The following is a 20,857-nucleotide window of genomic DNA, read 5'->3' as shown; positions in this document are numbered from 1 at the left end:
ACACAATAAAAATCACAATAAAATTGGAACCAGGAAAGGGAGATTAAAATGGCAAAAATGTACTATAACGGAGACGCAGATCTATCATACTTAAACGGAAAAAAGGTAGCAGTAATCGGATACGGTTCACAGGGCCATGCACATGCACAAAACATGCGAGACAGCGGTGTTGATGTAGTTATCGGACTACGCAAAGGAAAGTCTTGGGAAAAAGCAGCGGAAGATGGTTTCCAAGTTTATTCAGTAGGGGAAGCAACAGCACAAGCAGACGTTGTAATGATCCTTCTTCCAGATGAGCAGCAGACAAAAGTATATAAGGAAGAAATTGAGCCAAATTTAACAAATCAAGCACTAATGTTTGCACACGGATTTAATGTTCATTTCAGCCAAATCGTGCCGCCGGCAAATAGTGATGTGTTGTTAGTTGCACCTAAAGGTCCAGGACATTTAGTACGAAGAACATATGAACAGGATGCTGGTGTACCTGCACTGTTTGCCATCCATCAGGATGTTACTGGAGAAGCTAGAACGCTTGCACTTGCCTATGCAAAAGCAATTGGCGCATTAAGAGCTGGAGCGCTTGAAACAACTTTTAAAGAAGAAACAGAAACAGATCTTTTCGGTGAGCAGGCTGTACTTTGCGGCGGATTAACTGCACTTGTAAAAGCAGGTTTTGAAACCTTAGTAGAAGCGGGTTACCAGCCAGAACTAGCTTATTTCGAAACACTGCACGAGCTAAAGCTGATTGTTGACCTTATGTATGAAGGCGGAATGGGTGGTATGCGCTACTCTATCTCTGATACAGCTCAATGGGGAGACTTTGTAACTGGTCCAAGAATTGTTGACAGCAGAGTAAAAGCGGAAATGAAAGAAGTTCTTAAAGATATCCAAGAAGGTAAATTTGCTCAAGGCTGGATCTTAGAAAACCAAACTAACCGTCCTGTATTCAATGCAATCAACGCTCGCGAAAATGAGCATTTGATCGAACAGGTTGGAAGAGAGCTAAGAAAGATGATGCCGTTTGTAAATAACAATAAGAAAAAGGAAGTGGTGGCAAGTGCAAAAAATTAAAATCTTTGATACGACTTTAAGAGATGGTGAACAATCTGCAGGTGTCAACCTTAACCATTCTGAAAAGATGGAGATAGCAAAACAGCTGGAAAGATTAAATGTCGATATTATTGAGGCAGGCTTTCCAGCTGCCTCAAAAGGCGACTTTGCTTCTGTTCAGTCTATTGCACAAACCATCAGAAATTGTTCTGTAACTGGACTTGCACGAAGCGTTATTTCTGATATTGATACAGCATGGGAAGCATTAAAAGGCGGAGCGGAACCAAGACTTCACGTCTTTTTAGCAACATCACCAATCCATCGTGATTATAAGCTAAGACTTACTAAGGAACAGGTAATTGAAACGGCAGTTGAGACGGTTAAATATGCTGCTAAAAGGTTTCCGATTATTCAGTGGTCAGCTGAAGATGCTTCAAGAACGGAGCTTCCTTACCTGGCAGAAATCGTAGAGAAGGTTATACAGGCAGGAGCACATGTAATTAACCTTCCAGATACAGTTGGCTATGGCACACCTGAAGAGTATGGAAAGCTTTTCAAATACCTAAGGGAAAATGTTCCTTCTATTGATAAGGTAGCATTATCAACGCACTGTCACGATGACCTTGGGATGTCTATTGCGAATTCACTAGCAGCGGTTGAAAATGGGGCAACACAGGTTGAAGGTACAATCAATGGTATTGGGGAAAGAGCTGGTAACGCAGCGCTTGAAGAAATTGCCCTAGCATTATATATAAGAAAAGACTTTTATAAGGCTGAAACACGCTTAAACCTTAAAGAGCTTAGCCGCACAAGCAGTCTTGTAAGCAAGCTTACTGGAATGGTTGTACCAGCTAATAAAGCAGTTGTCGGTAAAAACGCTTTTGCACATGAATCAGGCATTCATCAAGATGGTGTTCTTAAAGAAAAAACAACCTATGAAATTATTTCTCCGGAGTTGGTTGGAGTTCAGTCTAATTCATTGGTGCTTGGCAAGCATTCAGGCAGACACGCATTTAAAAACCGCCTAAACGAGCTTGGCTTAAGTGTTCCTGATGAAGAGATTAATAAGCTGTTTGTTAAATTTAAAGAATTAGCGGATCGCAAAAAAGAGTTAAATGATTATGATATCGTTGCATTAGTATTGGATGAACAAACATCAAAAGATGTTCGCTTCTATGAGCTTAAGCACATCCAAATTCAATATGGAACTAACCAAGTGCCTACTGCAACAGTAGTTTTAACAGACTCTGATAATCAAACGATTCAGGATGCAGCAACTGGAGCGGGAAGTATTGAAGCATTATACAATACCCTTAATAAGTGTGTTAAAGGTTCTATTGATCTATTAGATTATCGAATTCAATCAGTTGGAGCAGGCAAAGATGCCCTTGCTGAAGTTTTTGTAAAAATGAAATACCTCGATAAAGAAACAACAGGAAGAGGCTTGGCCCAGGACGTTTTGGAAGCTTCAGCAAATGCTTACCTGAACGCTATTAATAGAGTTATTTATATGAATAACTTTGGCAAAGAGCTTAGTTTGACACAATAATTAACAAAGTGAATTGACTGATAAATCTGTAAATTATTCAAATACATTCCAATTATTCACATTCAAATATAACAACAACGGAGGGATTTCAATGAAAAAGCGTATCGCAGTACTACCAGGAGATGGAATCGGCAAAGAAGTGGTTAATGGAGCGATTGAAGTATTACAAGCTGTTGGTGAACGTTTTGGTCATCAGTTTGACTTTCAATTTGGGAAAATTGGCGGAGAAGCAATTGATGCCATCGGTAATCCACTGCCTGATGAAACAGTAGAACTTTGCAAGCAAAGCGATGCGGTTTTACTTGGAGCTGTTGGCGGACCAAAGTGGGATAGTCAGCCGGCACACCTTCGTCCAGAGCGGGGACTTTTGAAAATCCGTAAAGAATTAAATCTTTTCGCCAACTTAAGACCAACAAACTTCTTTGAAAGTTTAGCAGATTCTTCTCCATTGAAGAAAGACCTTATCGAAGGTGTAGATATGTTAATGGTTCGGGAATTAACAGGCGGCCTATACTTCGGTAAGCCTAGCGAACGTACTGTAAGGGATGGAGAAGAAGCGGTAGTTGATACATTATTCTATCAAAAAGAAGAGATGAAACGGGTAATCAAATTAGCCTTTGATCTTGCTAAAGACCGCAAAGGCAAGGTGACTTCCGTTGATAAGGCGAATGTGCTGGAATCAAGCAGAATGTGGAGAGAAGTTGCAGAAGAAATCTCCAAGGAATACCCAGAGGTATCCCTAGAGCATATGCTTGTTGATAATGCAGCCATGCAGATGATCAAAAAGCCAAGCCAATTTGATGTTGTTGTAACAGAGAACATGTTTGGCGACATCTTAAGTGATGAAGCTTCAGTGTTAACTGGATCATTAGGAATGCTTCCTTCAGCAAGTTTATCTGAGAACGGACCATATCTATATGAACCAATCCATGGTTCTGCACCAGATATCGCCGGGAAAAACGCTGCAAATCCATTAGCAACAATCCTATCGGCTGCAATGATGCTTCGTATCTCCTTTGGTATGAGAGAAGAAGCTGACGCTGTTGAGCAGGCAGTTAACCAGGTTCTTGATTCAGGATTTAGAACAGGCGATATCATGTCCGACGGTAAAACAAAGGTTTCAACTACTGAAATGATCGAGGAAGTTAAAGCAACTTTACTTGATAATGAAGCAATCATGCACATCATGAGCGCATACGCATAAGAATTCAGCTCCTTGCCTTGGGGCTAAGAGCTAGGCAGTACATTTCATAAATACACGGCCTGGTTAGGCCGTGTGTTTCTTTTAAGGGAGGAATATAAATGGGGAAGTCTATTATTGATAAAATTTGGGAAAATCATTTAGTCCATCAAGAGGAAGGTAAGCCTGATTTATTGTATGTGGATCTTCATCTAGTGCATGAAGTCACATCACCGCAAGCGTTCTCCGGTTTAAGAATGAAAAATAGAAAGCTTAGAAGACCGGATAAAACATTTGCAACAGTGGACCATAATATTCCTACAGATAACCGCTATGTTATTGAAGATGAAATAGCCTTAAATCAAATGACAACATTAGAAAAAAACTGTTTGGAATTTGGCGTTCAATTAGCTGGTATTGACAGTCCGGATCAGGGAATTGTTCACGTTATCGGACCTGAGCTTGGCTTAACTCAGCCAGGAATGACAATTGTCTGCGGTGATAGCCATACATCCACACACGGTGCATTTGGATCCATTGCCTTCGGAATTGGGACAAGTGAAGTCGAACACGTAATGGCTACTCAAAGCATTTGGAGAGCAAAACCAAAAACGTTAAAGCTAGAAATTAACGGTGAATTGAATAAAGGCGTCTCAGCTAAAGACGTTATTCTATATGTACTAGCTAAATATGGCATAGATTTTGGTACAGGTCATGTCATTGAATACTGTGGAGATACGATTAGAAATATGTCCATGGAAGAAAGAATGACCATCTGCAACATGTCCATAGAGGGCGGAGCACGCGCTGGCCTTGTCAGCCCTGACGAGACAACTTTCTCTTATATTAAGGGCAGAAAATTTGCTCCAAAGGGAGAAGAATTTGAAGCAGCAGTGGAGAAATGGAAACAGCTTGCATCGGATGAGGATGCAGCATACGATACTGTGATTGAAATTGACGCAGCAGATGTTGCTCCAATGGTAAGCTGGGGAACAAATCCATCAATGACAGCGAAAATTAGTGATTCTATTCCAACCCTAAATGACTGTCAAACAGAGGTTGAAAGAAAATCACTTGATCGTGCACTATCCTACATGGGCCTTACAGAAGGCCAAAAAATAGAAGATATTCAGATTCAGCATGTATTCATTGGTTCATGTACGAACTCAAGAATAGAGGACCTTCGCCAGGCTGCAGAAGTGGCCAAGGGACGCAAGGTTCATTCAAATGTAAGGGCACTAGTTGTTCCAGGATCTCAAGCTGTTAAAACTCAGGCTGAATCAGAAGGCTTGGATGTGATCTTCAAAGAAGCCGGCTTCGAATGGCGAGACTCCGGATGCAGCATGTGCCTAAGTATGAACAATGACATTGTTCCGCCAGGAGAGCATTGTGCATCTACCTCCAACCGAAACTTTGAAGGCCGTCAAGGATCTGGTGCTAGAACGCACTTGGTCAGCCCGCTAATGGCAGCAGCAGCGGCAATCAATGGACGTTTTGTTGATGTCAGAGAAATGATGAATGCCGAAACGGTACAATAAGAGGAGGGGAAAACAATGAGCGAAATCAAAAGTATTAAAGGGAAAGCAGCAGCGCTTGATCGTGCGAATGTAGACACAGACCAAATTATTCCAAAGCAGTTTTTAAAGAGAATTGAAAAGACTGGATTTGGACAATTTCTATTTTATGACTGGCGTTTTAAAGAAGAGGGTGTGCTAAATCCTGATTTTGAACTAAACTTTCCTGAGAATCAGGGAGCATCCATTCTAATTGTAAATGAAAATTTTGGATGCGGATCATCAAGGGAGCACGCACCATGGTCATTATTGGACTACGGCTTTAAAGCTATTATCGCTCCTTCATTTGCAGATATTTTTCATCAAAACAGCTTGAAGAACGGCTTACTTCCAATCATTTTAAAGCCAGAAGAAGTTTCCTATCTATTATCTGAAGCGAAAAATGAGCCTATCGAGTTGACGATTGATTTGGAAAATGAAACAGTAGAAGATGGAAAAGGCTTCTCTACAAAATTCCCTATCAATAAGTACTGGAAAACCATGCTAATGAACGGCTGGGATGAAATCGAAATTACTATGCAGTTAGAAGATAAAATTGCAGCTTTTGAAAAGAAGGAAGCAATTCATTCGTAATAATGCTATTTTTTGTTGATTTGCAGCAAAAGCGCGAAGCGATTTCCTCTGCAATCAACAGGTATGCAACAAAAAGATTCACAGGAGCTCCTGTGAATCTTTTTGTTATTTCCCTTTGTCCATGCTAAACTTACTAAAGAAAATGAGAAAATAGAGGCGAAAAACATGGCGAAAAAAAGGGATCGAAAAAAATTAAATGAAAAAATCATCCTTTTTCCCAACCTGGAAAAAAAACTTCTGGATAAGGGACAGGAATGTTTACAACAAAAAAATTTCACCGGCGCCATTACCTATTTTGAACAGGCTTTAGCATTGGATCCCGAAAATAGCGATATACATATTGGTCTTATCCTTTCCTATTTTGAATCAGGCTTATTATCAAAATCCAAAAACATTGCTGTGCAAATGCTGCAAAAGGGCATTGGCAATTATAATGAAGTGATGGATCTCTACTTGATGATCCTTGTCCAGCTTCATCAATATGATGAAATTGTTACAACCATTGAGGCCCTATTAGAAGAAAGAGAAATACCAAAGGAAAAATACGAGTATTTCAGCCAGATGCTGCAGTTCAGCAGAAAAATGGCAGAGACGAAAGTGGAAGTCGACGAAAAGGAACCGGAATTTGCTGAAACTTCAATAGTTAACAGACTAGAACTATCCTCTATCAAGAATCAGCAAGAGCAAATACAAATCGCCTCAAAACTGGCGGAGCTAAATATAAATCCCTACTTTGAGGAAATCAAAGAATACCTTCAAGGACAAGATGGAGATCCTTTTTTCAAAACATTACTATTAAATGTATTGACAGAACATGAAATTACTAGGGAAATCATGGTTGAGAAGCTCGGCAGAAGACATCTAGTTAATCCATCAGAGCTGCCAGCTCTGAATGAGCAGCCCCAGCTTCAAAGGCTAATGTCAGAAGTCAGCAGCAGACTTGAGCATGAAGACCCCATTCTTTTAGAGCATATACATAGTTTAGTTATGAGGCATTTCTTTATTCTGTATCCTTTCAATCTTGAGCGTTTTGATGAAGCGATATGGGCATCAGCCTACATCAGGCTGGCAGCAGAATATCAAGGAATACAATTTCAAGAGTCAGTGCTCAATGTGGCCATGGAAGAAGAGGTTAAGCAAGGCGTGGAATCATTAAGAAGGCTAGAAGAAATTTCATTCTCCAATTTTTAGCTTCAATGTTGAAAGAAAGGGTCATTATGTTATAATATAATGGTTGTACTATGTGAATGGTATTTATTTAGTAAAAAATGATAATGCTTGGAAAACGAGCTGTATCAATACAATTCGTTTCGAATGAATTGATAATAGATTGTTGGAGGGAAGTATTCATATGTCTGCAAAATTTGAAAAACTTGAAGGGAACGTTGGTGTCCTAACAATTGAAGTGGATGCAGAAAAGGTTAATGAGGGCTTAGATGCTGCATTCAAAAAAGTAGTTAAACAAATTAATGTTCCTGGTTTCCGTAAAGGAAAAATGCCTCGCGGAATGTTTGAAAAGCGTTTCGGCGTGGAATCTTTATATCAGGATGCTATTGACTATCTGCTTCCAAATGCGTATGCAGAAGCAATTGAGGAAACTGGGATTGATCCAGTTGACCGTCCAGAAATCGATGTTGAACAAATTGAAAAAGGCAAGAGCCTAATCCTAAAAGCAAAGGTTACTGTTAAACCTGAAGTTAAATTAGGTGATTATAAAGGCCTTGAAGTTGAAAAATTTGATACAACTGTAACTGATGAAGATGTTGAAAATGAATTAAAATCTATGCAAGAAAAACAAGCTGAGCTTGTTGTTAAAGAAGAAGGCAAAGCTGAAAATGGCGATACCGTTGTTATCGATTTTGAAGGCTTTGTTGATGGTGAGGCATTTGAAGGCGGAAAAGCTGAAAACTACTCACTTGAGCTTGGTTCAGGACAATTTATTCCTGGATTTGAAGAGAAATTAGTTGGAGCTGCTGCAGGGGAGTCTAAAGATGTTGAAGTAACATTCCCTGAAGAATACCATGCTGCAGAACTAGCTGGTAAACCAGCAGTATTCAAAGTTACTGTACATGAAGTAAAAACAAAAGAACTTCCTGCATTAGATGACGAATTTGCAAAAGATGCTGATGAAGAAGTTGAAACTTTAGATGCTTTAAAAGCAAAAGTGAAAGAACGCCTTGAACACGATAAAAAGCATGAAGCAGAGCATTTTGTACAAGATGCTGTTATCGAAAAAGCAGCTGCAAATGCAGAAATCGACCTTCCAGAGGTTATGATTGAAAATGAAGTAAACCGCATGGTTGACGAGTTTGGCCAGCGTTTACAGATGCAGGGTATGAACCTTGATCTTTACTTCCAATTCTCTGGTCAAGATGAAAATGCATTGCGTGAGCAAATGAAAGAAGAAGCTGAAAATCGCGTGCGTACAAGCTTAACTCTTGAAGCGATTGCGAATGCAGAGAACCTTGATGCAACAGAAGAGGATCTAAATGAAGAGCTTGGCAAAATGGCAGAAATGTATAATATGACTGTTGACAGCATTAAAAAGGCTCTTGGAGATCTTAACGGACTTAAGTCTGAACTTAAAATCAAAAAAGCAATTGATTTCTTAGTAGAAAACAGCAAAACTGTTGAGAAATAATTTTTAAATTAACAGAAGCTGCAATATACCATTTATCATTAACAAGGCGCGATCTTATCGTGCCTTGTTTTATAAACATAATAGATAGCATATACATATACATATGAAGTTTTTTACAGAAATTACTCGACTTAACTTGATCAAATATGGTTAAGCTGAATGAGAAGTCCGTTTTGGTTTTAGCGGATCCTCTATGCAATAAGACATACATATATTTTTACGAAAAGCGAAGACTTTTTATTTCCAGTTAATTAGAAGACTATGTTACAATCGATAATACAACTTCAAGTGAAAGCGCTGACTAACGTTGCAGTTGACTAAGAAAGAAGAATAAAGAAAATTAAAAAAATACCTTTTTGCATATGATCCGCAATTTTATATAAGTTAGTTTTTTCAAGGGGTGAAGGATTTGTTTAAATTTAACGACGAAAAGGGACAATTAAAGTGTTCCTTCTGCGGCAAGACACAGGATCAAGTACGCAAGCTGGTTGCAGGACCAGGTGTATATATCTGTGATGAATGTATAGAGCTTTGTACAGAAATTGTGGAAGAAGAGCTTGGTACGGAGGAAGAAGTTGAATTTAAGGATGTGCCAAAACCAGCTGAAATTAGGGATATCCTTGATGAATATGTTATTGGACAGGATCAGGCGAAGAAATCTCTTTCCGTTGCTGTCTATAATCATTACAAGCGTATTAATTCCAACAGCAAAATAGACGATGTTGAGCTATCTAAAAGCAATATCGTTATGATTGGCCCAACTGGAAGCGGGAAGACACTTCTAGCACAGACTTTAGCACGTATTCTGAATGTGCCGTTTGCGATAGCAGACGCAACTTCTCTGACTGAAGCTGGATATGTCGGTGAGGACGTGGAGAATATTCTTTTAAAGCTTATTCAATCTGCCGATTATGACGTGGAAAAGGCTGAAAAAGGCATTATCTATATTGATGAAATTGATAAAGTAGCAAGAAAGTCTGAAAATCCATCCATTACAAGAGATGTCTCAGGTGAAGGTGTTCAGCAGGCCTTGTTAAAGATTTTAGAGGGAACTGTTGCAAGTGTTCCTCCACAAGGCGGACGCAAACATCCTCATCAGGAGTTTATTCAAATTGACACAACAAATATCTTGTTTATTTGTGGTGGAGCTTTTGATGGCATCGAGCAAATTATTAAGCGTCGCCTTGGGCAAAAGGTGATTGGATTTGGTTCCGATCCAAAGCAAAGCGAAGTCGAGCAAAAGGATTTATTAGGAAAAATCCTTCCGGAGGACTTATTAAAATTTGGTTTGATCCCTGAATTCATTGGCCGGCTTCCGGTCATTGCCAGCCTAAGACAGCTGGATGAAGAGGCATTGATAGAAATTTTAACAAAGCCTAAGAATGCGCTTGCTAAGCAATATCAAAAAATGCTTGAGCTTGATGGGGTTGAGCTTGAGTTTGAAGAGGATGCCCTTAAAGAAATTGCTAAGCAGGCCATTGAAAGAAAAACAGGCGCACGCGGTCTTCGCTCTATTATTGAGGGGATCATGCTTGATGTTATGTTTGATCTGCCTTCACGCGAGGACATTAAGAAATGCATAATAACAAAAGAAACCGTTGTGAATAATTCCTCTCCAAAGCTATTCCTGGAAGATGGAACTGTTATTGACGAAAAGACAAAAACATCTGCGTAATAAAGAGCCGAACCATTGTGGTTCGGCTTTTGACTTTCCCCCGTTTATCCTGTTGCTTTTTAACTCAAATATTGTTTATTCCCACAATTAGAGGGAGATACTAGCATTATCAGCGAGAACTATAATGCAGGAGGGAAAAGTATGAGTTGGACGGGGATCGCTTTATTTATACAATTATTTTTTGGCATTGTGATCGGGCTATATTTTTGGAATTTGCTCAGAAACCAGCGGACACAAAAAGTATCAATTGATCGGGAATCAAAAAAAGAAATGGATCAATTGAAAAAGATGAGATCCATCTCTTTAACTGAGCCCTTGGCAGAAAAAGTTCGCCCATCTAGTTTTGCTGATATTGTTGGACAAGAAGATGGAATTAAAGCGTTGAAGGCAGCTTTATGCAGTCCGAATCCACAGCATGTCATTATCTATGGGCCGCCTGGCGTGGGGAAAACAGCAGCTGCAAGGCTGGTTTTGGAAGAGGCAAAGAAAACGCCGAAATCTCCTTTTAAACCTTCATCCGTTTTCATTGAGCTAGATGCCACAACAGCACGTTTCGATGAACGAGGCATTGCCGATCCTCTAATTGGTTCGGTCCATGACCCAATTTATCAGGGAGCAGGTGCCATGGGCCAAGCAGGAATTCCGCAGCCAAAACAAGGGGCAGTAACAAACGCTCATGGTGGTGTGCTTTTCATTGACGAAATTGGCGAGCTTCATACCATTCAAATGAACAAGCTGCTAAAAGTATTAGAAGATCGAAAAGTCTTTTTTGAAAGTGCCTATTATAATGAAGAAAATACGCAAATTCCCAATCATATCCATGATATTTTTAAGAATGGGCTACCTGCAGATTTTAGGCTGATTGGGGCTACAACAAGAACTCCTAACGAAATACCCCCTGCTATCCGGTCAAGATGTATGGAAGTATTTTTTAGGGAATTAGCAGAAGAGGAAATCGCGATTGTTGGACAAAAGGCAGCAGAAAAAGTTAATCTTGAGATCAGCAGCAATGCCTTAAATACTTTATCTTCCTATGCCAGGAATGGTCGTGAGGCAGTAAACATTATCCAAATTTCGGCAGGATTGGCCATTACGGAAGAGCGCTCGTACATAAAAGATGAGGATATTGAGTGGGTCATTCAATCAAGTCAGCTGTCGCCAAGACTTGAAAGAAAGGTAAACCCTAATTCAGAAATTGGGGTTGTAAATGGATTGGCAGTCTACGGCCCTAATTCTGGAGCACTCTTGGAAATAGAGGTTACAGCTATACCGGCCAAGGAAAAGGGAAGCATTAATATAACTGGTATTGTTGAAGAAGAAAGCATTGGCGGCCAAGGAAAATCAATTCGCAGAAAGAGTATGGCTCGGGGTTCAATTGAAAATGTCATTACTGTCTTACGCTCCATGGGCGTCCCAGCTAATGATTTTGACATTCATGTTAATTTTCCTGGGGGTATACCGATCGATGGGCCTTCCGCAGGAATAGCGATGGCAACAGGCATTTATTCTGCCATTTATAAGACTCCAATTGATAATACGGTAGCGATGACTGGAGAAATAAGCATTCATGGCAATGTGAAGCCAATCGGCGGGGTTTACCCGAAAGTGAAAGCAGCTAAAAAAGCTGGTGCCAGGACAGTGATTATTCCCCGTGAAAATATGCAGTCGATACTAAACGAAATAAAAGGAATTAACATTATTCCAGTTGATCATTTAAACGAAGTATTTGAACATGCTTTAATCAAAGATTTTCACCAAGAGCAATCCATCACAGCTTCAATTGAATTAGCCAAGAAAGAAAGCATCTAAATGGTGATGAACTTCGGCTGCACGTGATGCGAAGGCCGAAGTTTTTCTTTTGCAGAGGGCATTGTTAACAGTCAATATTGATATAAAACACAGTTGATCTTCGCTGAAATCAACGGCTTGGTTTAGCCAAACACTTTAAAATTAGACACCATTTCATAAATAAGATAGAATTGTACAAAGAAAATAGTAGCAAAATGTATGTTTGGAGGTGCTTTTTTTGGCGAGAAAGTTAGAAATCAACGTCCCCCTCCTGCCGCTTCGGGGTTTGCTAGTTTATCCAACAATGGTCCTTCATTTAGATGTTGGCCGGGATAAATCCGTACAGGCACTTGAAAAAGCGATGGTAGATGACCATTTAATATTTCTTACCACTCAAAAAGACATGTCAATCGATGAGCCGGTTGAAGAGGACTTATACAAAATCGGTACATTAACACGTGTGAAGCAGATGCTAAAGCTCCCAAATGGGACTATTCGTGTGCTAGTTGAAGGCCTTAATAGGGCAGAAGTTGTTGATTTTAAGGACGAACAAACACATTATGAGGTAAATATTGCCGTATATGATGAGCCAGAAACGAAAGATGTTGAAGATCAGGCACTAATGAGAACCATGCTTGAGTATTTTGAACAGTACATAAAGGTATCAAAAAAGGTCTCAGCGGAAACCTATTCTGCTGTATCGGATATTGAAGAACCGGGGAGAATGGCAGACATTATTTCCTCCCATTTGCCGCTTAAGTTAAAAGAAAAGCAAGAAATTCTGGAAACCTATGATGTAAAGGACAGAATGAACTCGGTTATTGAAATTATTCATAACGAAAAAGAAGTCTTAAACCTTGAGAAGAAAATTGGCCAGCGCGTTAAGAAATCAATGGAACGGACACAGAAGGAATATTATTTGCGCGAGCAAATGAAGGCCATTCAAAAAGAACTTGGCGATAAAGAAGGTAAGACTGGCGAGATTGCAGCCTTAACAGAAAAGATCGAAAAGGCTGGCATGCCAGAACATGCGAAAAAGGCGGCTCTGAAGGAATTGGACAGATATGATAAAATACCTTCCAGTTCTGCAGAAAGTGCTGTGATTCGGAACTATATTGAATGGCTTATTTCCCTGCCATGGTCAAATGCGACAGAAGATGATTTAAATATACAAAAGGCTGAGCGCATCTTAAATGAGGATCATTATGGTCTCGAAAAGGTAAAGGAGCGCGTTCTTGAATATTTAGCCGTGCAAAAGCTGACCAACTCGCTTAAAGGGCCAATTCTATGCCTCGCCGGACCTCCTGGGGTAGGTAAAACAAGCCTGGCCAAATCCATTGCGACTTCTATGAACAGGAACTTTGTCCGCGTTTCGCTTGGCGGTGTCCGGGATGAATCAGAGATACGCGGTCATCGCAGGACCTATGTTGGCGCCATGCCAGGACGAATTATCCAGGGTATGAAGAAAGCCGGAACGATTAATCCGGTATTTTTACTCGATGAGATTGATAAAATGTCGAATGATTTTCGCGGAGATCCATCTGCGGCTATGCTGGAGGTTTTAGATCCTGAGCAAAATCATAATTTTAGCGATCATTACATTGAGGAACCATACGATTTATCAAAGGTGATGTTTATCGCAACGGCCAATGATTTGGCCACAATTCCGGGACCGCTTCGCGACAGGATGGAGATTATCTCCATTGCCGGATATACAGAACTGGAGAAAATCCACATTGCTAAGGACCATCTGCTGCCAAAGCAAATTAAAGAGCATGGCCTTTCAAAGACGCAGCTGCAGATTAGGGATGATGGCATACAGAAAGTTGTCCGCTATTATACAAGAGAAGCAGGAGTCCGCGGGCTGGAAAGACAGCTTGCTTCTATTTGCCGTAAAACCGCTAAAATCATTGTTTCCGGTGAAAAGAAAAAAGTTGTCATCACTGAAAAGAATATTGAGGAATTTTTAGGCAAGCCTATTTTTCGCTATGGTCAGGCTGAGCTTGAAGATCAAGTTGGCGTGGCCACAGGACTTGCATATACAACGGTCGGCGGCGATACACTGCAAATTGAGGTTTCTTTATCTCCTGGAAAAGGCAAGCTTGTTTTGACAGGCAAGCTCGGAGATGTCATGAAGGAATCTGCCCAGGCTGCATTCAGCTATGTCCGATCAAAAGCAGAGGAGTTAGGAATTGACCCAGATTTTCATGAAAAATACGATATCCATATTCACGTGCCTGAAGGGGCTGTTCCAAAGGATGGACCATCTGCAGGTATTACGATGGTAACGGCTTTAGTTTCGGCGCTATCAGGCAAACCAATCCGAAAAGAGGTAGGGATGACAGGCGAGGTCACTTTAAGAGGGCGTGTTCTGCCAATTGGCGGCCTAAAGGAAAAATCCTTAAGCGCTCATCGTGCAGGTCTGACTAAAATCATCTTGCCAAAGGACAATGAAAAGGATATTGATGATATTCCTGAAAGCGTCCGTGAAGAATTGGAATTTGTTCTTGTTTCCCATGTCGATGAAGTGCTAAAACATGCACTAGCTGAGGGTGGGCAAGTATGAAGATACAATCAGCCGAAATTATCATCAGTGCTGTAAAGCCAAGTCAATATCCCGAGGAGGTTCTGCCGGAGTTCGCACTTGCCGGCAGATCCAATGTCGGGAAATCATCATTTATTAATAAAATGCTAAATCGTAAAAGTCTTGCCAGAACTTCCTCAAAACCAGGCAAAACGCAAACGCTAAACTTCTTTTTAATCAATGAAGATTTTTATTTTGTTGATGTTCCAGGCTATGGATATGCCAAGGTATCGAAAAAGGAGCGTGAAGCCTGGGGGAAAATGATTGAAACGTATATAACAGAAAGAGAGCAGCTTAAAGCTGTTGTCTTAATCGTTGATCTGCGCCATCCCCCTTCAAGTGATGATGTCATGATGTATGATTTCTTAAAACATTATGAAATTCCATGTATAATCATTGCAACAAAGGCGGATAAAGTGCCAAAGTCAAAGTGGCAAAAGCATATTAAAATAGTAAAGGAAACTTTGGATCTTGATCCAAACGATACGCTGATTTTATTTTCCTCAGAAACTGGACAGGGAAAAGATGAAGCATGGTCGGTATTGCATAGCTTTATGTAAAAAAAAACTTTTTTAAAGGGATCTTAGCCTCCGAATTTAGCGGAAGCTGGTCCTTTTTTTGTTTTGTAAATAATAGAAACGTGGTGTGGTTTATCTGAAGTGATCAACAAAAAATGTAAAATTATGTTAAAAATGTTGTCGAAATGGAAGGAATACAGAGGAGATGGCAGGATCCCCGATGAAATGGGAGGATACCAAAGGTCAACTGTTGTGATCCTTTTATATCATGAAATACCGTAAATATTCACAAAAAACGAATTTTGGGAATATTCATTTCGTGTGTTAAGGTTAAAAGGTATAAAAAAATGAAGAGAGATTAGAGGGGGAATTTAATCTAGTGAGACATATTTCAAAAGGAGTATTTTTATTAATAGTCATATTAATGCTGGCTGCTTGCGGTTCATCGCAGACTATAACAGAAGGTTCAAAAGACGATGGAAAGGAATCAACTGAAAGCGGCCTTAATCTTGTGGAAGATGGCAAGTTCAATTTCGCCACTTCGGGTGAATTTAAGCCGTTTAGTGTAACGAATGATGACGGTACAATGACAGGCTTTGATATTGATGTGGCCGAAGCTGTCGCTAAAGAGCTTGGTCTTGAACCCGTACAGCATAAATTTAAATTTGGCGGTATTGTTGAGGGTGTAAAGTCAGGACGTTTTGATGCGGCTGTGGCTAGTCATGCAATTACAGCAGAGCGTTTAGAGGCGGTTAATTTTTCAACACCATATTACTATTCAGGGCCGCAGATTTTTGTTCGCCCAGATAGCACTGTTGAAACACTTGATGATTTAAAGGACATGGAAATAGCCGTTTCTAAAGGCACTACTTATACCGAAGATGCCCAGAAGGTCACTAATAATATAAAGTTTTATGATAGTGACGTTGTTGCGCTTGAGGCACTAAGCAAAGGTAAGCATGATGCTGTTATTACCGATTTTGTTACTGGAAAAGAAGCAATGGGTGCTGGTATGAAAATAGCAGGCAAAGAGCTGCTTGGCCGAACTGAACAGGCTATAGCAATTGGAAAAGACAAGGAAGAATTGCTTGAAAAAGTAAATAAGGCACTAGAAAAGCTGCGTGAGAATGGAACATTAACGGAGATCAGCAATAAGTATTTTGGTGAAGATATAACTGTTGATCCAGATAAAGAATAATGATGCGGGGCGAATGCAATAACATTCGTCCCATTTTTTTTACAGACATTAAGGAGGCAGGCTTATGGACTTTTGGACAAAATTTATTGATTCAGCTCCCATATTCTTAAAAGGGATGCTATTAACCTTTGAATTAACTATTATTTCAATTTTAATTGCTATTTTTATAGGTTTATTTTTTGCCTTTTTAAAAATATCAAATATAAAGGTATTTGAATGGATAGCGGATATTTATATTTTTCTAGTACGTGGAACCCCGCTAGTTGTACAAATTTTTATTTTTTATTTTGGTTTGACCTCATTGCACATTTCAGATTTCATGGCTGTTGTTCTGGGCTTGGCCTTTCATAACGGCGCCTATATCGCAGAAATCTTCAGGGGTGCCATCCAGTCCATTGATAAAGGGCAGATGGAGGCCGGGCGTTCACTTGGAATGACAGTTGGGCTGACCATGAGAAGAATCATCCTTCCTCAAGCAAGCCGCAGAGCACTTCCTTCATTGGGCAATCAGTTCATCATCGCCTTAAAGGATTCCTCACTCGCTTCATTTATAGGAATGTACGAACTCTTTAATGTAGCCACCACGCAAGGCTCACTCAAATATGATTATATGAGTTATTTATTAATTGTAGCGGTGTATTATTTAATCTTGGTTCTATTCTTTTCTATAATTGTTGGTTTAATTGAAAAGAGAATGGCGCGCACAAATTAAGGAAGGAGATGATTCCATGAGTGATTCGGTTATGATAGAGGTTAAGAAATTAAATAAATCATTTGGAGATCTGCATGTGTTAAAGGATATAGATATGACGGTGAAGGAAAGTGAAGTAGTCTGTTTAATTGGAGCAAGTGGATCCGGTAAGAGCACGCTGCTCAGATGCATTAATTTTCTTGAGTTTAAAGACAATGGGGACATTATTATTGGCGGAGAGCGAGTAGAAAAAGAAACCCATGATCTTAATGAGGTTAGAGGAAAAGTAGGCATGGTTTTTCAGCACTTTAACTTATTTCCCCATAAAAATGTCCTTGAGAACGTGATTGAGGCTCCAATCCACGTAAAAAAGGTTCCGAAAGAACAGGCGATCAAGGAAGGAAGAGAGTTATTGAAAAAGGTGGGGCTTTCTGATAAAGAAAAAGTGTTCCCTGCCAAGCTTTCAGGCGGACAAAAGCAGCGCGTGGCCATTGCAAGGGCACTGGCAATGAAGCCTGATATCATGCTGTTTGATGAGCCGACCTCAGCCCTCGATCCTGAATTAGTCGGAGAGGTCCTTGAAACAATGAAAGAGCTGGCCAAAGAGGGAATGACAATGGTTGTCGTTACTCATGAAATGGGCTTTGCTAAGGAAGTCGCTGACTGGGTTGTCTATATGAATGACGGACGCATCGTCGAAGTCGGACACCCAGACGAACTCTTCAACAGCCCAAAAGAAGAACGAACCAGAAGCTTCCTAGATTCCGTATTATAAATGCAGCATTTAGCGCTTTAAAGAGATGGGGGACTGACCCCCAACACTTTAAAGCGTTAACGAAGCGGGGGTCAGTCCCCCGGTGCTTTAACGCACCGAAGGGACTGACCCCTATTTTCTTTTTATAAATAGGAGGTAGACGCCGGCAAGGATGAGAATGGCTGGCCAAAATTTCCAGGCCTCCAAGACGCCGTTTTCAAGAAAACCGAACCAATGAATGATGCGGTCGTAAAAAAGAAGCAGACAGGCAAGAATAAGAAATAGCACGCCATGGAATAAACCAGAACCGGTTTTTTGATGTGTAAGCAAAAAACCTAGGGCAATAATGAGAATAAAGACACCAATATGATCTGGCCATATGTCCAAACGATTCACTACATGAAAATGCAGCCCAAAGCCTGTTAAAATCACACCGGGAAGAATCGCTTGGTAATCCTTTGCTCCATATCCTTGAAACAGAAATGCTAAACCGACAATCATTAATAGGGTAGGCCACGTGAAAAAGCTTTGGAAAAGCAGTATATTCTGCTGCTGCAGGAAAAAATAAATACCAAAGCTGACGAGAATAAACCCTGGCATAATTCGCGTATTTTTCATGGTATCACCGCCAAAATACTGGGCACTTGAACCAGTACCGTTTTTTTGTTAATGTACATATGGGAGAATTTTATCGAATAAAGTAAAAACGGGATAAAGTTACTATAAAAATATGTCACCGATACAGCATTGTACCAAACAATGATTATTTTACCATACTGATTTCATGAACTGTTCACATTTTTGAACGAAATAAATTTAACAAAAATGTTACAATTGTTGTATCACAGTGCGCAATTATGGGGGTGCCTATTTAAACATGCATATAATGGTTGTCGGTCTTAATTATAAAACAGCCCCAGTAGAAATACGTGAACGCTTAACATTTAATCCATCACAAATTTCAGATGCCATGAACCAATTAAAGGATAAAAAAAGCATCTTGGAAAATGTGATTATTTCTACGTGCAACCGTACTGAAATCTATGCGGTTGTGGATCAGCTTCATACTGGACGATATTATATTAAAGACTTCTTATCAGAATGGTTTCAAATAGAAAAAGAGGAGTTTTCTCCTTATTTGTTTATTTACGAGCAAGAGTATGCGATTGAACATTTATTTAATGTTGCTTGCGGGCTAAACTCCATGGTACTTGGGGAAACGCAAATTTTAGGACAAGTTCGCACAAGTTTTCTTGAGGCACAGGAGCAGCAAACAACAGGAACTGTCTTCAATCAGCTATTTAAGCAAGCTGTGACTCTGGCAAAACGTGCCCATTCAGAAACAGAAATTGGCGCCAATGCTGTGTCTGTAAGCTATGCAGCTGTAGAACTAGCTAAGAAGATATTTGGTTCATTAGAAAATAAGCATGTCCTTATTCTCGGTGCCGGAAAAATGGGAGAGCTAGCGATTCAAAATCTTCATGCCAACGGGGCAAGCAAAGTAACTGTCATTAACCGCACTTTTGAAAAGGCGATGGATTTAGCAGGCCGTTATGACGGACAAGCTAAGACTCTTCAAGAGCTTCAAAGTGCCTTAACAGAAGCTGATATTCTTATAAGTTCAACAGGTGCTAAAGACTTCGTTGTAACGAAAGCGATGATGGCAGGCGTTGAAAAGATGCGAAAAGGCAAGCCGCTATTTATGGTTGATATTGCGGTTCCGCGTGATTTGGATCCAGCGATAGCTGAGATGGATAATGTATTCCTCTATGATATCGATGATCTTGAAGGCATTGTTGAAGCCAATCTTCAAGAACGTAAAAAGGCAGCAGAGACAATACAGCTTATGATCGAAAAAGAAATAGTTGAATTCAACCAATGGCTGAATTTGCTTGGGGTTGTGCCAGTCATTTCTGCTTTGCGTGAAAAAGCCCTTGCAATTCAAGCTGAAACGATGACAAGTATTGAAAGAAAGCTGCCTAACTTGAGTGAACGCGAAAAGAAGGTATTAAATAAACATACAAAAAGCATCATAAATCAATTATTAAAAGATCCGATTTTACAAGCCAAGGAAATGGCTGGACGTAAAGATGCAGATAAGTCATTAGAATTATTTATGAAAATTTTTAATATCGAAGAACTTGTATCTGAGCGGCAACATCAACAAGCGCCCGAATCCAAGGTTTCTTTAGCTCATAGCTCACAGGCTTCCTTTCAATCGTAAAAGGAGTACTGTCCATGTCGGATATTTATATGACGCGTCTTCATGAATTTACAGTTGTTATTTATGCAGTTTGCGTCCTATTATATTTTATTGATTTTCAAACTTCTAACCGGAAGGCAAACAGGATTGCCTTCTGGTTACTTGCGTTTGTATGGGCATTACAAACGATTTTTCTTTTTCTGTACATGTTGAAAACAGGAAGATTTCCGGTCCTTACAATTTTTGAAGGCCTTTATTTTTATGCCTGGGTTCTTATTACCCTGTCATTAGTGATCAACCGTTTTCTAAAGGTGGATTTTATTGTTTTTTTTACAAATGTCATTGGGTTTATCATTCTGGCCATTCATACGTTTGCGCCAGTCCAATATGAATCACATGTTATGGCGCAAAAGATGATCTCTGAACTGCTGCTGATTCATATTACAGTCGCTTTGCTCTCGTATGGAGCGTTTTCGCTTTCATTTGTTTTTTCACTGTTGTATTTGATTCAATATGATTTATTAAAAAGAAAAAAATGGGGATCCCGTCTTCTGCGGCTTGCGGATCTGTCAAAGCTGGATAAAATGTCTTATGTATTAAATGTTATCGGGGTTCCTATGCTGATGATAAGTTTAATTTTAGGATTACAGTGGGCGTTTATTAAAATCCCGGACATGACCTGGTATGATTCCAAAGTTATTGGCTCGTTTGTCGTTTTGTCGGTATATAGCATTTATCTGTATATGAAAGTCGGCAGAGGGTTGACTGGCAAGAATCTAGCGCTATGGAATGTGGGGTCCTTTTTAATTGTGTTAATAAATTTCTTCCTCTTTGGGAAGCTATCATCTTTTCATTTTTGGTATTCATAAATAGGAGGGG

At 39.9% G+C, this 20,857-nt stretch carries 17 protein-coding genes; 16 read left to right on the top strand and 1 reads right to left on the bottom strand.

Features of this window, described 5'->3' with window-relative positions; translation table 11 throughout:
- Window positions 1-48 precede the first annotated feature (48 nt).
- The 14 genes from ilvC to AC1Q59_RS18620 all read left to right on the top strand — a co-directional run bounded on the left by ilvC (window position 49) and on the right by AC1Q59_RS18620 (window position 17,796).
- Window positions 49-1,071, top strand: coding sequence for a ketol-acid reductoisomerase (gene ilvC, locus AC1Q59_RS18685; protein ID WP_492367374.1), 1,023 nt, complete (start codon window positions 49-51; stop codon window positions 1,069-1,071).
- Window positions 1,058-2,599 (top strand): 2-isopropylmalate synthase, encoded by a 1,542-nt coding sequence (locus AC1Q59_RS18680; protein WP_492367373.1) that lies wholly within the window; start codon window positions 1,058-1,060, stop codon window positions 2,597-2,599. Before ilvC ends, AC1Q59_RS18680 begins: the two co-directional genes overlap by 14 nt.
- Before the next feature lie 91 nt (window positions 2,600-2,690).
- A complete protein-coding gene (gene leuB, locus AC1Q59_RS18675; protein WP_492367372.1) occupies window positions 2,691-3,803 on the top strand; it encodes a 3-isopropylmalate dehydrogenase in 1,113 nt (370 codons plus the stop codon).
- Between the two features lie 98 nt (window positions 3,804-3,901).
- A complete protein-coding gene (gene leuC, locus AC1Q59_RS18670; protein ID WP_492367371.1) occupies window positions 3,902-5,317 on the top strand; it encodes a 3-isopropylmalate dehydratase large subunit in 1,416 nt (471 codons plus the stop codon).
- Between the two features lie 15 nt (window positions 5,318-5,332).
- Window positions 5,333-5,926, top strand: a complete 594-nt coding sequence (gene leuD, locus AC1Q59_RS18665) for a 3-isopropylmalate dehydratase small subunit (protein ID WP_492367370.1) — start codon at window positions 5,333-5,335, stop codon at window positions 5,924-5,926.
- 165 nt (window positions 5,927-6,091) lie between these two features.
- A complete protein-coding gene (locus AC1Q59_RS18660) occupies window positions 6,092-7,117 on the top strand; it encodes a tetratricopeptide repeat protein (protein WP_492367369.1) in 1,026 nt (341 codons plus the stop codon).
- Window positions 7,118-7,277: 160 nt separating this feature from the next.
- Window positions 7,278-8,567, top strand: a complete 1,290-nt coding sequence (tig, locus tag AC1Q59_RS18655) for a trigger factor (protein WP_492367368.1) — start codon at window positions 7,278-7,280, stop codon at window positions 8,565-8,567.
- A gap of 409 nt (window positions 8,568-8,976) precedes the next feature.
- The gene (gene clpX / locus AC1Q59_RS18650; RefSeq protein WP_492367367.1) at window positions 8,977-10,242 is read left to right on the top strand and encodes an ATP-dependent protease ATP-binding subunit ClpX; all 1,266 of its coding nucleotides are present in this window, start codon (window positions 8,977-8,979) and stop codon (window positions 10,240-10,242) included.
- Between the two features lie 141 nt (window positions 10,243-10,383).
- Window positions 10,384-12,051 carry an ATP-dependent protease LonB gene (gene lonB / locus AC1Q59_RS18645; RefSeq protein ID WP_492367366.1) on the top strand — a complete coding sequence of 556 codons (1,668 nt, stop codon included), beginning with the start codon at window positions 10,384-10,386 and terminating at the stop codon, window positions 12,049-12,051.
- Between the two features lie 217 nt (window positions 12,052-12,268).
- Complete coding sequence (lon, locus tag AC1Q59_RS18640; protein ID WP_492367365.1) at window positions 12,269-14,596, top strand: endopeptidase La; 2,328 nt, start codon at window positions 12,269-12,271, stop codon at window positions 14,594-14,596.
- A complete protein-coding gene (gene yihA, locus AC1Q59_RS18635; protein WP_492367364.1) occupies window positions 14,593-15,174 on the top strand; it encodes a ribosome biogenesis GTP-binding protein YihA/YsxC in 582 nt (193 codons plus the stop codon). Before lon ends, yihA begins: the two co-directional genes overlap by 4 nt.
- Window positions 15,175-15,511: 337 nt before the next feature.
- Complete coding sequence (locus AC1Q59_RS18630; protein ID WP_492367363.1) at window positions 15,512-16,330, top strand: transporter substrate-binding domain-containing protein; 819 nt, start codon at window positions 15,512-15,514, stop codon at window positions 16,328-16,330.
- A 64-nt stretch (window positions 16,331-16,394) separates the two neighbouring features.
- Window positions 16,395-17,042, top strand: a complete 648-nt coding sequence (locus AC1Q59_RS18625; protein WP_492367362.1) for an amino acid ABC transporter permease — start codon at window positions 16,395-16,397, stop codon at window positions 17,040-17,042.
- A gap of 16 nt (window positions 17,043-17,058) precedes the next feature.
- Window positions 17,059-17,796 carry an amino acid ABC transporter ATP-binding protein gene (locus AC1Q59_RS18620; RefSeq protein WP_492367361.1) on the top strand — a complete coding sequence of 246 codons (738 nt, stop codon included), beginning with the start codon at window positions 17,059-17,061 and terminating at the stop codon, window positions 17,794-17,796.
- A gap of 111 nt (window positions 17,797-17,907) precedes the next feature.
- Here AC1Q59_RS18620 and AC1Q59_RS18615 read toward each other — a convergent pair whose 3' ends face one another.
- Complete coding sequence (locus AC1Q59_RS18615; RefSeq protein WP_492367360.1) at window positions 17,908-18,393, bottom strand: LiaI-LiaF-like domain-containing protein; 486 nt, start codon at window positions 18,391-18,393, stop codon at window positions 17,908-17,910.
- A 259-nt stretch (window positions 18,394-18,652) separates the two neighbouring features.
- Between AC1Q59_RS18615 and hemA the strand changes: the two genes are divergently transcribed.
- Together hemA and AC1Q59_RS18605 are read left to right on the top strand one after the other, a co-directional pair.
- Window positions 18,653-19,999, top strand: a complete 1,347-nt coding sequence (hemA, locus tag AC1Q59_RS18610) for a glutamyl-tRNA reductase (RefSeq protein ID WP_492367359.1) — start codon at window positions 18,653-18,655, stop codon at window positions 19,997-19,999.
- 14 nt (window positions 20,000-20,013) lie between these two features.
- A complete protein-coding gene (locus AC1Q59_RS18605; RefSeq protein ID WP_492367358.1) occupies window positions 20,014-20,847 on the top strand; it encodes a cytochrome C assembly family protein in 834 nt (277 codons plus the stop codon).
- Window positions 20,848-20,857: the final 10 nt, after the last annotated feature.

The organism is Cytobacillus sp. MT66 (genome assembly GCF_058792595.1).
The sequence above is the reverse complement of the archived record's forward strand: the minus strand, read 5'-3'. Positions and strand labels throughout refer to the sequence as shown.

Excerpts from the sequence above, each read along its gene's own strand:
- ilvC (WP_492367374.1), top strand. The coding sequence starts at position 49 with ATGGCAAAAATGTACTATAACGGAGACGCAGATCTATCATACTTAAAC.
- leuB (WP_492367372.1), top strand. The coding sequence starts at position 2,691 with ATGAAAAAGCGTATCGCAGTACTACCAGGAGATGGAATCGGCAAAGAA.
- leuC (WP_492367371.1), top strand. The coding sequence starts at position 3,902 with ATGGGGAAGTCTATTATTGATAAAATTTGGGAAAATCATTTAGTCCAT.
- leuD (WP_492367370.1), top strand. The coding sequence starts at position 5,333 with ATGAGCGAAATCAAAAGTATTAAAGGGAAAGCAGCAGCGCTTGATCGT.
- AC1Q59_RS18660 (WP_492367369.1), top strand. The coding sequence starts at position 6,092 with ATGGCGAAAAAAAGGGATCGAAAAAAATTAAATGAAAAAATCATCCTT.
- tig (WP_492367368.1), top strand. The coding sequence starts at position 7,278 with ATGTCTGCAAAATTTGAAAAACTTGAAGGGAACGTTGGTGTCCTAACA.
- lonB (WP_492367366.1), top strand. The coding sequence starts at position 10,384 with ATGAGTTGGACGGGGATCGCTTTATTTATACAATTATTTTTTGGCATT.
- yihA (WP_492367364.1), top strand. The coding sequence starts at position 14,593 with ATGAAGATACAATCAGCCGAAATTATCATCAGTGCTGTAAAGCCAAGT.
- AC1Q59_RS18625 (WP_492367362.1), top strand. The coding sequence starts at position 16,395 with ATGGACTTTTGGACAAAATTTATTGATTCAGCTCCCATATTCTTAAAA.
- AC1Q59_RS18620 (WP_492367361.1), top strand. The coding sequence starts at position 17,059 with ATGAGTGATTCGGTTATGATAGAGGTTAAGAAATTAAATAAATCATTT.
- AC1Q59_RS18615 (WP_492367360.1), bottom strand. The coding sequence starts at position 18,393 with ATGAAAAATACGCGAATTATGCCAGGGTTTATTCTCGTCAGCTTTGGT.
- hemA (WP_492367359.1), top strand. The coding sequence starts at position 18,653 with ATGCATATAATGGTTGTCGGTCTTAATTATAAAACAGCCCCAGTAGAA.
- AC1Q59_RS18605 (WP_492367358.1), top strand. The coding sequence starts at position 20,014 with ATGTCGGATATTTATATGACGCGTCTTCATGAATTTACAGTTGTTATT.